9 protein-coding genes are annotated in these 14,254 nt (G+C 63.8%); 6 read left to right on the plus strand and 3 right to left on the minus strand.

Annotation, left to right across the window (positions count from 1 at the left end):
- The first annotated feature begins 120 nt into the window (after nucleotides 1-120).
- Genes IVA74_RS28895 through IVA74_RS28905 form a run of 3 tightly spaced genes read left to right on the plus strand, consistent with a single transcriptional unit; the run spans nucleotide 121 to nucleotide 5,805 of the window.
- Complete coding sequence (locus IVA74_RS28895; RefSeq protein ID WP_247349869.1) at nucleotides 121-948, plus strand: DNA repair protein; 828 nt, start codon at nucleotides 121-123, stop codon at nucleotides 946-948.
- Entirely contained in the window at nucleotides 845-2,437 is a 1,593-nt protein-coding gene (locus IVA74_RS28900; RefSeq protein ID WP_247349870.1) for a DNA polymerase Y family protein, read from the plus strand. Before IVA74_RS28895 ends, IVA74_RS28900 begins: the two co-directional genes overlap by 104 nt.
- Entirely contained in the window at nucleotides 2,434-5,805 is a 3,372-nt protein-coding gene (locus IVA74_RS28905) for an error-prone DNA polymerase (protein WP_247349871.1), read from the plus strand. The genes IVA74_RS28900 and IVA74_RS28905 overlap by 4 nt, the downstream gene beginning before the upstream one ends.
- A gap of 129 nt (nucleotides 5,806-5,934) precedes the next feature.
- Here the strand turns inward: IVA74_RS28905 and IVA74_RS28910 are convergent, their stop codons facing one another.
- Both IVA74_RS28910 and IVA74_RS28915 read right to left on the minus strand, forming a co-directional pair.
- The gene (locus IVA74_RS28910; protein WP_247349872.1) at nucleotides 5,935-6,705 is read right to left on the minus strand and encodes an SDR family oxidoreductase; all 771 of its coding nucleotides are present in this window, start codon (nucleotides 6,703-6,705) and stop codon (nucleotides 5,935-5,937) included.
- Between the two features lie 176 nt (nucleotides 6,706-6,881).
- On the minus strand, nucleotides 6,882-7,169 hold the full coding sequence (locus IVA74_RS28915; RefSeq protein ID WP_247349873.1) for a hypothetical protein: 288 nt from the start codon (nucleotides 7,167-7,169) through the stop codon (nucleotides 6,882-6,884).
- Nucleotides 7,170-7,225: 56 nt separating this feature from the next.
- Between IVA74_RS28915 and IVA74_RS28920 the strand changes: the two genes are divergently transcribed.
- The 3 genes from IVA74_RS28920 (at nucleotide 7,226) to IVA74_RS28930 (ending at nucleotide 13,186) form a co-directional block, all read left to right on the plus strand.
- Nucleotides 7,226-8,638, plus strand: a complete 1,413-nt coding sequence (locus IVA74_RS28920; protein WP_247349874.1) for a CoA transferase — start codon at nucleotides 7,226-7,228, stop codon at nucleotides 8,636-8,638.
- Nucleotides 8,639-8,794: 156 nt separating this feature from the next.
- Complete coding sequence (locus tag IVA74_RS28925; RefSeq protein WP_247349875.1) at nucleotides 8,795-10,039, plus strand: efflux RND transporter periplasmic adaptor subunit; 1,245 nt, start codon at nucleotides 8,795-8,797, stop codon at nucleotides 10,037-10,039.
- Nucleotides 10,040-10,069: 30 nt separating this feature from the next.
- Nucleotides 10,070-13,186 (plus strand): CusA/CzcA family heavy metal efflux RND transporter, encoded by a 3,117-nt coding sequence (locus IVA74_RS28930; RefSeq protein ID WP_247349877.1) that lies wholly within the window; start codon nucleotides 10,070-10,072, stop codon nucleotides 13,184-13,186.
- Between the two features lie 72 nt (nucleotides 13,187-13,258).
- On the opposite strand, the gene IVA74_RS28935 is transcribed toward IVA74_RS28930, so the two are convergent.
- The gene (locus IVA74_RS28935; protein ID WP_247349878.1) at nucleotides 13,259-14,221 is read right to left on the minus strand and encodes an amidohydrolase family protein; all 963 of its coding nucleotides are present in this window, start codon (nucleotides 14,219-14,221) and stop codon (nucleotides 13,259-13,261) included.
- Nucleotides 14,222-14,254 lie beyond the last annotated feature (33 nt).

The raw sequence follows: 14,254 nt of genomic DNA on the forward strand, positions 1-14,254 counted from the left end.
TGGTTCTCTTTTGAGAGCACCGGCAATCATCCCTGAAGGAGCGGCGAGCATGCAGAGCGCGATCAGCAAAAGTGGTCGCCGGTTTTGCGTCCGATCGCGCTCTTCTTTTTAAGAGGGCGCATGATCTTGTCGCCAAACCGCTCACACTTTGGCGGATCATGCGCCACCGCACGAACAAGCGCGCTTGCGACCTTGCGCGGCCAGATCGAGCGCATCGAGACGGCGGAGGTCGTGCATCAGCGCGATCGCGTCGCGCTTGGTCACGGCGCGGCCGACGGCGCGTTGAAGGGCGGACTCGCGCGCGCGGCGATCCACGAGGTGTTTTGCGAAGGACGTCAGGGCGCGGCCGCGACGGGCTTTGTCACGGGACTTGCGGGGCGCGTGACGGCGCGCAAACCGCTGCTATGGGTGCGGCAGGATTTTTCAGACATTGAAACCGGCGCGCTGTCGATGAGCGGGCTCGCCGAGATCGGTCTCGATCCGCGCCGCATGGTGATGGTGCGCGCCGCCGATGTGGAGAGCGCGCTGCGCACCTCGGCCGATGCGCTCGCCTGCGATGCGCTGGGTGCGGTCGTGCTCGAGCTCTGGGGCGAAACCAGGCAGTTCGATCTCGTGGCGAGCCGCAAGCTGACGCTGGCCGCGCAATCTTCAGGCGTGACTGGCCTGTTGCTGCGGATGGCCGCGCAACCTTTGCCATCGACCGCGGAGACACGATGGATGCTGCGCGCGGCGCATTCGCCGCCGGGGCCGGTGTGGAGTGCCTGGGGCGCGCCGCGCTTCGATGCCGAACTCCTGCGCAATCGTCATGGCCCGTGCGGCCGGTGGATCATGGAATGGAAATGTGATGAGTGCCAGTTCTCTGAACCGCCGGCGTATCCTCAGCCTGTGGCTGCCGCGCCTGCCCATCGACCAGATCCAGCGGTTCTTTGGCAACGCCGGACTGCATAAGAATAACGAGCCCAGCATCGTCGTTGCCAAGGACAACAGCGCGCTGGTGATCCATGCGCTGGACGAGGCCGCCGAACGCCTCGGTCTGTATATCGGCCAGCCCCTGGCCAATGCCCGGGCGATGTGTCCGGATTTAAAGGTGTTCGACGCCGATGTCGTGACCGATGCGAAGACGCTCAGCGACATCGCCGACTGGTGCGATCGTTTCACGCCGCTGGTGGCGCTCGATCCGCCGCACGGGCTGTTTCTGGACATCACCGGCTGTGCGCATCTGTTCGGCGGTGAGACTGCGTTGTTGCAGACCCTCGTCCGTGCCCTCGATCGCCAGGGCTTTGCCGTCAGCGCGGCGATCGCCGGCACCTCGGTTTGCGCACGCACGCTGACGCGCCAGGTCACGGGCACCATCGTCGCCGATGGCAGGGAGGCGGCGGCGATCAGCCGGTTTCCGGTGTCCGCGCTTGGTGCGGGCGAGGCCATCACCACGGGCTTGCGTCGCGCCGGCCTGAAGACGATCGGCGATGTCGCCTCCCGCGAGCCACATGAAATCACGGCGCGGTTCGGTGCGCGGTTCTCCACGCTGCTCGCGCATGCGCTGGGGCAGGGCGATGCGCCGATCAGCCCGCGAAAGCCGCCGCCCGACTACATCGTGGAAAAACGCTTTGCCGAGCCGATCGCCACCGACACCATGATCGCGATGACGCTGTCGCGGCTCGCCGACACGCTGATCGCGGCGATGGAGAAGCAAGGCAAGGGCGCGCGCCGCCTGGAAGCAGCCTTCTTCCGCACCGACGGCGCGGTCCGCGCGATCATGGTCGAGACCGGACGTCCCGTAACGCGAAGCGCCGTCGTCGACCGATTGTTCCGCGAGCGCCTCGATGCGCTCGCCGATCCCCTCGATCCCGGCTTCGGCTTTGACATGGTGCGGCTGTCGGCGAGCCGCACCGAGATCGTGGTGCAGGAGCAGCGCGATCTCGACGCCCATGTCCACGACAATGACGAGCTTGCCGCGCTGATCGACCGCATCGCCGCGCGCATCGGCGGAAAGCGCGTCGTCGTGCACCTGCCGCAGGACACGCATATCCCCGAATGTGCGGTGCTGGCCGCACCCGCGCAGCACCATCTCGCCGTGGCCATGCAGGCCGAATGGCCAGCGCGCACCGAGAGTGAGCCGCCGCTGCGTCCCTTGCGACTGTTCGACAAGCCCGAGCCGGTCGTGGTTCCGTTCGCGACCGTGCCCGACGGCCCGCCGCATCAATTCACCTGGCGCCGCGCGCAGCATGCGGTGGTGCGGGTCGAAGGGCCCGAACGCATCGCCATGGAATGGTGGCGGCAGGACGGCAAGCAACTGACGCGGGACTATTTCCGTATCGAGGATGCCGAGGGCCTGCGCTTCTGGATCTTTCGCGACGGTCTTTACGAGGGGGAGTGCTTCGATGACGACGGCAAGCCCGCTCCTCCCGGTTGGTATGTGCACGGTCTCTTCGCATGAATACACCAGCTTATGCCGAGATCGGCATCACCACGAATTTCTCCTTCCTGCGCGGCGGCTCGGACCCGCGCGCCTATGTGCACCAGGCCAGCATCCTCGGCATTCCCGTGATCGGCATCGCCGATCACAACACGCTGGCCGGTGTGGTGCGCGCCTACAAGGAACTCGACAATGACAAGGTGCTGCACAAGCCGAAGCTTCTGATCGGCACGCGCATCGTCTTCATCGACGGTACGCCCGATATTCTGGTCTATCCGTGCGACCGCGCCGCCTATGGCCGGCTGTGCCAGCTTCTCACCAGGGGCAAGCGCGGCGACGACATCACGCGGATCGAGAAGGGCGAGTGCCATCTCACCTTCGCCGATCTGCTTGCGTTTTCCGAAGGTCAGCTGCTGATCCTGACGCTGCCGCATCGCTTCGATGTGGCGCAAGCGCAGGACATTCTCGCCAAGCTGAAGGCGAGCCGCGCCGAGGGCGTGTGGCTGGCGGCGAGCCTGATCTATCGCGGCGACGACCGGCGCCGCCTCGCGCAGCTCGATGATCTCGCCGCAAAAGCAAAAGTGCCGCTGCTTGCGACCAACGAGGTGCTCTATCACGATGCCGGCCGCCGTCCTCTCCAGGACGTGCTGACCTGCATCCGGGAAAAAACCACGATCGAGGCGATCGGCCGGAGGCTGGAAGCCAATGCAGAGCGGTTTCTGAAGACACCCAGGGAGATGGCGCGGCTGTTCCGCGATTTCCCTGAGGCTATCGCGGAGACCATGCGCTTTGCGGACAAGATCACCTTCTCGCTCGACCAGCTCAAATACCAGTATCCGGACGAGCCGGTGCCGCCGGGGAAGTCCGCGCAAGGGCATCTGGAAGATATGACCTGGGCGGGTGTCGACAAATATTTCGATGGTAAGATCGACGACAAGCTGCGCGCCACCCTGAAGAAAGAGCTCGCGCTGATCGCCGAGCTGAAATACGCGCATTACTTCCTCACCGTCCACGACATCGTGCATTACGCGCGCAGCCAGAACATTTTGTGCCAGGGGCGGGGATCGGCGGCGAATTCGGCGGTCTGCTACGTGCTCGGCATCACCTCGGTCGACCCGACCAAGGTCGATCTGCTGTTCGAGCGCTTCATCTCCAAGGAGCGGCTGGAGCCGCCCGATATCGACGTCGATTTCGAGCATTCGCGGCGCGAGGAGGTGATGCAATATGTCTATCGCCGTTACGGCCGCCACCGCGCCGCGATCATCGCCACCGTCATTCACTATCGCCCCCGCAGCGCCATCCGCGACGTCGGCAAGGCGCTGGGCCTGACCGAGGACGTCACCGCCGCACTCGCCGACACCGTCTGGGGCAGCTGGGGCAAGGGCCTCAACGACATGCAGGTCAGGCAGGCCGGCCTCGATCCGCAAAACTCCATGATCAACCTCGCGGTCGAGCTCGCGACCGAGCTGATCGAATTTCCGCGCCATCTGTCCCAGCATGTTGGCGGCTATGTGCTCACGCAAGACCGGCTCGACACCTATGTGCCGATCGGCAACGCCGCGATGGACGATCGGACCTTCATCGAATGGGACAAGGACGATGTCGACGCGCTCAGCATGATGAAGGTCGACGTGCTCGCGCTGGGCATGCTGACCTGCATCCGCAAGTGTTTTGATCTGATCGACCAGCACAAGGGTGAGCACTGGGTTCTGGCGAGCGTCCCGCAGGACGATCCCAAGGTCTACGACATGCTGTGCCTCGGGGAATCGCTTGGCGTCTTCCAGGTCGAGAGCCGCGCACAGATGAACATGCTGCCGCGCCTGAAGCCACAGACCTTCTACGATCTCGTCATCGAAGTCGCGATCGTGCGGCCGGGACCGATCCAGGGCGACATGGTGCATCCGTATCTGCGGCGGCGGAAAATGCGGCCCGAGGATATCGAATATCCCTACCCTAAGGATGGCAATAAAGATGAGCTTCGAGACGTTCTGTACAAGACGCTTGGTGTTCCTCTTTTCCAGGAGCAGGCCATGCGAATTGCGATCGTGGCCGCAGAATTTACCCCGGAAGAGGCGAACGGATTGCGTCGTGCCATGGCGACGTTTCGCAACGTTGGTACCATCGGCAATTTCGAAGAGAAAATGATCGGCAACATGATTCGCAGAGGTTACGATCCGCAATTTGCAAAAAACTGCTTCGAGCAGATCAAGGGGTTTGGCTCCTATGGTTTCCCGGAAAGTCACGCGGCGAGCTTTGCGCAGCTTGTCTACGTCTCTTCATGGCTGAAGCTTCATCATCCCGATGCGTTCTGCTGCAGTCTCCTGAACTCGCAGCCGATGGGCTTTTACGCCCCAGCGCAGATCGTCAGCGACGCCCGCAAGAACGGCGTCGAGGTGCGCGACATCGACGTGTCTCATAGTTCCGCACAAAACACGCTGGAAAATACAGAGGGCAAGTATTGTGCTGTCCGTCTCGGTTTCCGCCAGATCGACGGCTTTCACTGGCTCGATCCGGATGAGGACGCACTCAAAAAACAACAGGCAGAGCGGCAGGGCAAGGAATACGTCAGCCAGGAAGACTGGGCCGACCGCATCGTCGCCGCCCGCAACCGCCGGCCCTTTACCTCACTGGAAGACTTCGCCCGCGACACCGGACTGCCCAAGCGCGCGCTGATCCTGCTCGCCGATGCCGACGCGTTCCGCTCGCTCGGGCTCGACCGCCGCGAGGCGCTGTGGCAGGTGCGGCGTCTGCCCGACGATGTGCCGCTGCCGCTGTTCGAAGCGGCCACCGCACGCGAGCAGCCGGACGAGCACGCCAAGCCGTTGCCGGTGATGCCGCGCGCCGAACAGGTGGTCGCGGACTACCAGACCATTCGCCTTTCACTCAAAGGCCATCCGATGGAATTCTTGCGCGAGATGTTTACGCTCGAGCGCATCGTCGCCTGCAAGGACATCAATCATGACAACGAGCGGCGCCGCGTGCGCTGTGCCGGCGTCGTCCTGGTACGGCAACGGCCGGGCAGCGCCAGCGGCGTCGTGTTCATGACGCTGGAGGACGAAACCGGCATCGCCAATGTCGTGGTATGGCCCAAGATCATGGAGCAGTACCGCAAAGAGGTGATGGGTGCGCGCCTCATCCTGGTCGAGGGCTACATCCAGAGCAGCCCCGAAAAGGTGACGCACCTTATCGCCCAGCGCATGATCGACCGTTCGCACGATCTGGTCGGCCTCGCCAACGACGCCCTGAGCCGCAAGCACCCGGTGCCGGCAGGCGCCGCCCTGATCGAGCCGCTCAACGACGATCCCCGCGCCCATGCGGATGCGCCCGCGCAAAAAATCCGCCACCCCCGTAACGTCCGCATCCTGCCGCCGTCGCGGGATTTTCACTGAGGTTGTGAAAAATCGATCTCCCTCATGCTGAGGAGGCCGCCCAGCGGCCGTCTCGAAGCACGTGGCCACCAGCGGGGCCTTCATCCTTCGAGACGCCGCGTAAGCGCGGCTCTTCAGGATGAGGAACTGCTAAAAATTCACCCGGTTCGAAATCGCGCCGTCCACCACCAGATTGGAGCCTGTGGTGAACGCCGACACCGGGCTTGCCAAGAACACCGCCGCGCTCGCGATTTCCTGCGGGGTCGCCATGCGGCCGGTCGGATTGCGGCTCATCGCATCTTCGTAGCGTTTTGGCATGTTCTGTTCGATCATGTTCCAGACGCCGCCCTTGAAGTAGACGGTGCCGGGCGAGACCACGTTGACGCGGATCTTCTTCTTTGCGTATTGCCGCGCCAGCCCCTTGGCCATGTGGATCAGTGCCGCCTTGATCGGGCCGTAGGAGCTGGCGAGATCGGCCTGTGCCGCTGAGATCGAGGAGATGATGACGAAGGCGGCGTCGCCACTCTTCTCACCGCCGGCCTCGAGAAACGGCCGCGCGGCGTCGAACGCATGGACGGCGCCGAGCAGGTCGAGCCGAAAATTCTGCTCCCACGATGCGGCATCATGGCCTTGCGCCATCGCCCCCGCGTTAGAGAACAGCATGTCGATGCCGCCAAGCTCCTTTGCAGCATTCTCGATCCAGGATTTCAGTGCCGCGCCGTCAGTGACGTCGACGGGGCCCCCGGTCGCGCGGATACCGCTGGCCTTCAACTCCGTAACGGTGGCGGCAACCTGATCGGCCTTGCGTGCACACACCGCGACATTGCTGCCTTCACCGGCCAGCGTCGCCGCAATCGCCCGCCCGATGCCGCGGGTGCCGCCGAGCACGATGGCGTTCTTGCCTTTGAGACCGAGATCCATTGTTTGGCTCCTTCTTGTTGATGCAGGGTATTGTAGCTGTTTCGGAGGATATGCCGAACTCTCCAATTCGTCATTGCGAGCGCAGCGAAGCAATCCAGAAATGCATCCGCGGAAACAGTCTGGATTGCTTCGTCGCAAGGGCTCCTCGCAATGACGAATTGGAGAGAGGCGGGCCCTCACTCCGGTGCCGCCCCCACCGGCGGGCCGCCGGGCGGCCGGTGCAGGTATGTCAGCGAAACGTAGGCGCCGGCCCAGGAGCCGATCGCCGCGAAAGCCACATAGAAAGCGTTTTCGGTGTAGCTGATCACGGCGTAGGAGGAGAGCATGTACCAGACCGCGCTCCAGTTCGCCGCGGGCACGCGCTTGCGCGCGATCACGGCCGAGGTGAACATGACATAGACCGCGTCGGTGGCGGCCGTTGCGATGAACACGGCGCCTGCGGTGAGGGGATCGATGGCGGCCATTGCATTTCCTTCCGGGATAGTGAGAAGTTCGCAAAACTAAAGGGAGAGAAGCGGCTATGCAAAGCCCCGCCAACATTCTCAGGGATATCTGGATCTCCGTCGGCGGCGATATGGCCGCGCTCGAACGCGTGCGGCTGACCGGCGAGGAGCCGCAAATCCCGTCCTCGTTTCGCGTCGCCGTCGCTGGACAAACCACGATCGCCGCCGCCGGCCTCGCCGCCGCCGAAATCTGGAGATTGCGCAGCGGCGAGGTGCAGGATGTCACCATCGACATGCGCCACGCTGTCGCCGAATGCCGCTCCGAGCGCTATTTACGCGTCGACGACAAGCCGCCGCCACCCGCCTGGGACGCCATTGCCGGCGTCTACAGGACCGGCGACAACCGCTTCGTTCGCTGTCACACCAATTTCCCGCATCATCGCGACGCCGTCTGCAAGGTGCTCGGCTGCGAACCCGAACGCGAGAAGGTGCAGGCCGCGCTGATGCAATGGAAGGGCGAGGATTTTGAAACTGCGGCCTATGCTGCGGGCGGCGTCGTTGCCCTCATGCGCTCCTACGACGAATGGTCGGCGCTGCCGCAGGCCCGCGCGCTCGCCGAATTGCCGCTGGTCTCGATCGAGAAGATCGGCGAGGCTCCGCCAAAGCCGTGGCCGCAAGGACAGTCGAACGGCGATCGTCCGCTCGCAGGCCTACGCGTGCTCGACCTCTCCCGCGTCATCGCGGGCCCCGTGGCCGGCCGCACGCTCGCCGCGCACGGCGCGGATGTTCTGCTCGTATCAGGCCCCGAGCTGCCGGCCATCCCGTGGCTCACCATCGACACCGGCCGCGGCAAGCTCACCACCTTCATCGAGTTGAAGAGCGAGACGGGCAGGGCGCAGATGCGCGCGCTGTTGAAGGACGCAGACATCTTCTCGCAAGGCTATCGCCCGCGCGCGCTTGCGGCTCTCGGCTTTACGCCGGAGGACGCAGCGAAAATCAATCCCGGCATCGTCTACGTGACGCTGTCGGCCTATGGCCATTCCGGTCCCTGGGCAGAGCGGCGCGGCTTCGATTCGCTGGTGCAGACCACGACCGGCTTCAACCATGCCGAGGGACAGGCCGCCGGCCTCGACGGGCCGAAGGAATTGCCGGCACAGATGCTCGATCACGCCACCGGTTATCTGATGGCGTTCGGCGCGATGATGGCTAGGGCGCGCCAGGCCCGCGAAGGCGGTAGCTGGCACGTGCGCGTGTCGCTGGCGCAGACCGGGCGCTGGCTGTGGAATCTCGGACGGCTCGAAGGCGGCCTGAACACCCCGGATATTTTGGGCGAGGCCGTACATGCTGCATTCATCGAGAGCATGCCATCTGGTTTCGGCACGTTGAAGGCGGTGCGTCATTCAGCACTGCTGTCGAAGACGCCCGCGCAATGGAGCCGTCCGGCGATGCCGCTTGGCAGTCATCCGGCACAATGGCCGGCACGAAACTGACACCGAGCTTACTTGGACCTGACGCGTTGCAGAATTTTAACGCAAACCGAAAGGCGCGCCGCGTTTTTTAGGTTGTTTGAAATCACAATTCGGCACTATTAGCGCGACCGATGAGGCAGGCATCCGCCGGTATCATCGCAGACATGACCGGGCCCCATGGTAGTTGGAAATACCAAGCGATTGCAGGTGCTTACAAAACAGCGGGTGATCACATCCGTAGTTTTACTAGCTCTTGCCGGTGCCGGGGCCTACGGCTTCCTCTATGCGGGAGCCAAGGACAAGAGCCACTCCGAGATCTCCAGCCAGTCGCGCAGGAATGCGCAGAACTTCACACCGACGCCGTCGGAATGGGCGACGCTGACGATCGAGCCGGTCAAGGCCAAGACCTTCCGGGCCGAATATGTCACCGAGGGCAAGGTCGCGGTCGACGAGGACCGTTCGACGCCGGTGTTCTCGCCCTATGCGGGGCGGGTGACCAAGCTGCTCGCCAAACCGGGCGAGATGCTGAAGCAAGGTCAACCGCTGTTCACAATCGAAGCCGCCGACACCGTGCAGGCCCAGAACGATTTCATCGCGGCGATGACTTCGCAGAACAAGGCGAAGTCGGCGATCGATCTTGCCGACATCCAGTTCAAGCGCGCCAAGGACCTCTACGAGGGGCATGCCATCCCGCTGAAGGACTATCAGCAGGCTGAAGCGACCCAGGTTCAGGCGCAGAACGACATGCGCTCCTCGGCGACGGCGCTGGAGGCCGCGCGCAACAAGCTGCGCATCCTCGGCTTCACCGACGAGACCATCAAGACGTTCCAGGACAAGGGCGTCATCAATCCGGAAGTCACGATCCATTCGCCGATCGCGGGCACGGTCGTGCAGCGTAAGATCGGTCCCGGCCAGTACGTCAATTCCGGCGCCAGCGATCCGGTGTTCGTCGTCGGCGATCTCTCCACGGTCTGGCTCACCGCCTTCGTGCGCGAGAGTGACGCGGCTGCCGTGTGCATCGGGCAGGACATCACCGTCAACGTGATGGCGCTGCCGGGTCGTCCGCTGACTGCGAAAATCAACTACGTCGCCGCCGCGATCGACGCCAACACCCGCCGTCTGCTGGTCCGCGCCACCATCGACAACAAGGACGGCCTACTCAAGCCGGAGATGTTCGCCAACGTCACGATCTATTCGGCCGGCGACCGCGCCGCGCCGGCGGTACCGAAGCAGGCCTTGATCTATGAAGCCGACAAGGTCCGCCTCTGGGTTGCACGCGAGGACAAGTCGGTCGAGCTGCGTGAGATCAAGATCGGGCTCATTAATGGCAACCTCGTCGAGGTCACCAGCAATCTGAAGCCCGGCGAGCAGGTCGTCACCAAAGGCAGCCTGTTCATCGACCGCGCGGCGTCCGGCAGCTGATCGACGACCCAAGAAAAATTGAAGACCTGAATGGATCGCCTCGTCGCCCTTGCCGTCAATCGACGCTTCCTGATGGTCGGCATGTTCGTCGCCGTGCTCTTCGGTGGCCTCATTGCGTTCAACCAGCTCAACATCGAGGCCTACCCCGATCCGACCCCGCCGATGGTCGACATCGTGACGCAGAGCCCGGGCCTGTCGGCGGAGGAGATCGAACGCTACATCACGATTCCGATCGAGACCCAGGTCGCCGGTCTGAAGAACCTGACGACCATTCGCACCATCTCGCTCTACGGCCTCTCCGACGTCAAACTGCAATTTTCCTTCGCCTACACCTATGACGAGGCGTTGCAGCAGGTCTTGAACCGCCTGGCGCAGCTCGCGCCACTACCCGGCAACGTGCAGCCGCAGATCTCGCCGCTCAGCCCAATTGGCGAAATCTTCCGCTACCGTCTCGTCGGTCCGCCGAACTACAGCGTGCTCGACCTCAAGACCATCCAGGACTGGATCCTCCAGCGCCGCTTCCGTGCCGTGCCTGGTGTGATCGACGTCACCGGCTGGGGCGGCAAGAGCAAGACCTACGAGCTCCAGGTCGACTTCAACAAGCTGGTCGCCAACGGCCTGACGCTGCCGCAATTGCTTCAGGCGGTCGGCAATTCCAACGTCAATGTCGGCGGCAACACCGTCAATATCGGTCAGCAATCGGCCGTGGTGCGCGGCGTCGGCCTGATCCGCTCGATCGACGACCTCGCCAACACCATGGTGGCGCAGACCAACGGCAACCCGGTGCTGGTCAAGGACGTCGCCACCGTCACCGTCGGCCAGAAGCCTCGTCTCGGCATTGCCGGCCTCGACGATTCCGACGACATCGTGCAAGGCATCGTCCTGATGCGCCGCGGCGAGCAGAGCTCGCCAACCATCAAGCGCGTCCACCAGCTCGTTCAAACCATCAACGACTCCAGCATCCTGCCGCCGGGCGTGCGCATCGAGCGCATCTACGACCGCGGGGATCTGATTGAGCTCACCACCCACACCGTGCTGCACAACATGGTGGTCGGCATTCTGCTGATCGTGCTGCTGCAGTGGATCTTCCTCGGCGATCTCCGCAGTGCGCTGATCGTCGGCGCCACGATTCCGTTCGCGTTGTTCTTTGCCGTGATCATCCTGGTGCTGCGCGGGGAATCGGCGAACCTGCTGTCGGTCGGTGCGATCGATTTCGGCTTGATCGTCGATGCCACCGTCATCATGGTGGAGGCGATCTTCCGGCGCCTGACGCAGACGACACCGATGTCGGAATCCGAGCAGATGTCGTCCGAGACGCTGTTCGGCATGAAAAGCCACGCCATCCTCAGCGCGGCGGCCGACGTCTCACGTTCGATCTTCTTTGCCGCGGCGATCATCATCGCGGCCTTCCTGCCGCTGTTCACGCTCTCCGGCGTCGAGGGCAACATCTTCGGGCCGATGGCGCGCACCTATGCCTACGCGCTTGCCGGCGGCCTCCTTGCGACGTTCACGGTGACGCCAGCGCTGTCCGCGATCATCCTGCCGGCTCATGTCAGGGAGACCGAGACCAGGGTGATGCGGATCCTGCATCGGCTCTACATGCCGTTGCTGAATTGGGCGGTCGCCAACCGCGGCATCATGCTCGGTGGCGCGCTCGGCCTCGTGCTGATGACGGTTGCGCTCAGCCGGTTGCTCGGCCTCGAATTCCTGCCTAAGCTGGAAGAGGGTAATCTCTGGATCCGTGCGACGCTGCCGCCGACCATCTCGCTCCAGGAAGGCAACTCCTACGTCAACGAGATGCGCAAGGTGATCCGCGCGCGGCCTGAAGTGGAATCCGTGGTGTCGCAGCACGGCCGCCCCGATGACGGCACCGATGCCGCCGGCTTCTTCAACGCCGAGTTCTTCGCGCCGCTCAAGCCCGCCAGCCAATGGCCCGGCACCCGCGACAAGGAAGAGCTGACCGCGCAACTGCTCAAGCAGCTCGACGATCGTTTCCCCGGCGTCGAGTTCAATTTCTCGCAATATCTCCAGGACAACGTCTCCGAAGCCGTCTCGGGCGTGAAGGGCGAGAACTCGATCAAGCTGTTCGGCAGCGATCTCCAGGCGCTGACCGACACCGCCAACAAGATCAAGTCGGTGCTGGCCACCGTGCAGGGGATCACCGACCTTGCGGTGTTCACCTCACTCGGGCAGCCGACCATCCAGATCGACATCAACCGTGCCAAGGCTGCGCGCTATGGCCTTGCACCGGGCGACATCAACGCCACCATCAAGGTCGCGATCGGCGGCGACACCGCCGGCGACATCTACGAGGCCGGAAGCGACCGCCACTTTCCGATCATCGTTCGCCTTGCGCCGGAATTCCGCAGGAGCGCCGAAGCGATTCAGAATTTGCGGATCGGCGCCCCCGGGCCGAACGGCACCGTCACGCAGATACCCCTGAGCGAGGTCGCCACCATCAGCCTCGTCTCGGGCGCGGCCTACATTTATCGCGAACAGCAGGAACGCTATCTGCCGATCAAGTTCTCGGTGCGTGAGCGCGACCTCGGCAGCGCGATCCGCGAGGCGCAGCAGAAGATCGCCGATCAGGTGCAGCTGCCGCCCGGCGCGCACATGGACTGGGTCGGCGAATTCGGCAATCTCCAGGACGCGATCCGGCGATTGTCGATCGTGGTGCCGATCTCGCTCGCGCTGATCGGCGTCCTGCTTTGGTTCAATTTCGGCTCGATGACCGACACGCTACTCGCCATGAGCGTGATCCCGATGGCGATCTTCGGCGGCGTGCTCGGTCTCTTGATCACCGGCACCGCCTTCAGTGTCTCCGCGGCGATCGGCTTCATCGCGCTGTTCGGCATCGCCGTGATGGACGGCATCATCATCCTGTCGCAGTTCAACCAATTGATCGACGAAGGCATGGACCGCATGAGCGCGGTGATCCGCACCGGCGAATTGCAGCTCCGACCCGTGCTGATGACCTGCGTGGTCGCGGGCGTCGGTCTGCTGCCGGCTGCGCTGTCTGGAGGCATCGGCTCGCAGGTGCAGAAGCCGCTCGCGGTCGTCGTCGTCACTGGCATGATGCTGGCGCCGATCGTGATCCTGGTGACGCTGCCGGTGCTGATCTCCTTCTTCTCCCGCCGCGCACGCTGACCTGTTCGAGCTGGAATCGCGTTCCGCTTCGCGGCCATGTCCGCGCGGCGAAGTCTCAACCAGTCTGGCGAATCAAAATCCGTAGAGCCGCGCCGGATTGTCGACCAGGATTTTCTTGCGCACATCCGCATCCGGTGCCCACACCGGAAGCTGATTGAGGAGACGCCCGTCGTCGATCTGGTAGAGCGGCGCGACGTCGGTTGGCTTGCGTCCCTCGACGCGGCTCGAATCCGGATGCGGCCAGTCGGTGCCCCAGACGATGCGGTCCGCGTTCGCGGTGATCAGCGCCTGCGCGAACGGCACAATGTCCTTGTAATCCGGCGCGAGCGTTGACGAGCGATAGGCGCCCGAAATCTTGACATAGGCCTTCCCCGACTTCACCAGCGCGACGAGATCGGAGAAGCCCGGCTGGCCCAGGCCGCGCGAGGCTTCGAGGCCGCCGAAATGGTCGAACACGACAGGTACCGGCGCCGTCTCGACGAGGTCCTTGATCGCCGAGATCATCGGCAGCGTGGTGTAAAGCTGCACGTGCCAGCCGCGCGCCTTCATGCGCTCGACTGCGGCGGTGAAGCGCGGTCGGCCGACATTGGGGTCGTTGACGCCGCCGGTCGCGAGATTGAGGCGGACGCCGCGGAACCCGTCCTGATGCATCGCGTCCAGCGCGCTCTCCGGCGTCTTGTCGTCGATCACGGCCACGCCGCGAGCATTGACGCCGCGTGCTTTCATGCCGAACAGGGTCGACGAATTGTCGGTTCCGTAGACACTTGGAGTGACAATCACCACGCGTTCCATATTCAGCGACTTGTGCAGCGCGGCCATCTCCTCCGGAGATGCCAGCTCGGGCGTGTAGACACGCCCAGCGAAGAACGGAAACGTTTCGGGATCGCCGTGGATATGGGTGTGGCAGTCGCAGGCATGCAGCGGAACGTCGAAGTTGACCGGCGTCGCGGGCTGTGCCGCACGGGCGTGGGCTTTGTTGGACATGGCAACTCCGGCGGCAAGGGAGGCAAGCAGGACGCTACGTCGGCTGAGCATGGTTTCTCTCCCCGCTTTGCTATTTGGAGGTAG

The organism is Bradyrhizobium sp. 132 (genome assembly GCF_023074185.1).
Lineage (GTDB): Bacteria > Pseudomonadota > Alphaproteobacteria > Rhizobiales > Xanthobacteraceae > Bradyrhizobium.

Coding starts and splice junctions, on each gene's coding strand:
- IVA74_RS28895 (WP_247349869.1), top strand. CDS start 121: ATGATCTTGTCGCCAAACCGCTCACACTTTGGCGGATCATGCGCCACC.
- IVA74_RS28900 (WP_247349870.1), top strand. CDS start 845: ATGAGTGCCAGTTCTCTGAACCGCCGGCGTATCCTCAGCCTGTGGCTG.
- IVA74_RS28905 (WP_247349871.1), top strand. CDS start 2,434: ATGAATACACCAGCTTATGCCGAGATCGGCATCACCACGAATTTCTCC.
- IVA74_RS28910 (WP_247349872.1), bottom strand. CDS start 6,705: ATGGATCTCGGTCTCAAAGGCAAGAACGCCATCGTGCTCGGCGGCACC.
- IVA74_RS28915 (WP_247349873.1), bottom strand. CDS start 7,169: ATGGCCGCCATCGATCCCCTCACCGCAGGCGCCGTGTTCATCGCAACG.
- IVA74_RS28920 (WP_247349874.1), top strand. CDS start 7,226: ATGCAAAGCCCCGCCAACATTCTCAGGGATATCTGGATCTCCGTCGGC.
- IVA74_RS28925 (WP_247349875.1), top strand. CDS start 8,795: ATGGTAGTTGGAAATACCAAGCGATTGCAGGTGCTTACAAAACAGCGG.
- IVA74_RS28930 (WP_247349877.1), top strand. CDS start 10,070: ATGGATCGCCTCGTCGCCCTTGCCGTCAATCGACGCTTCCTGATGGTC.
- IVA74_RS28935 (WP_247349878.1), bottom strand. CDS start 14,221: ATGCTCAGCCGACGTAGCGTCCTGCTTGCCTCCCTTGCCGCCGGAGTT.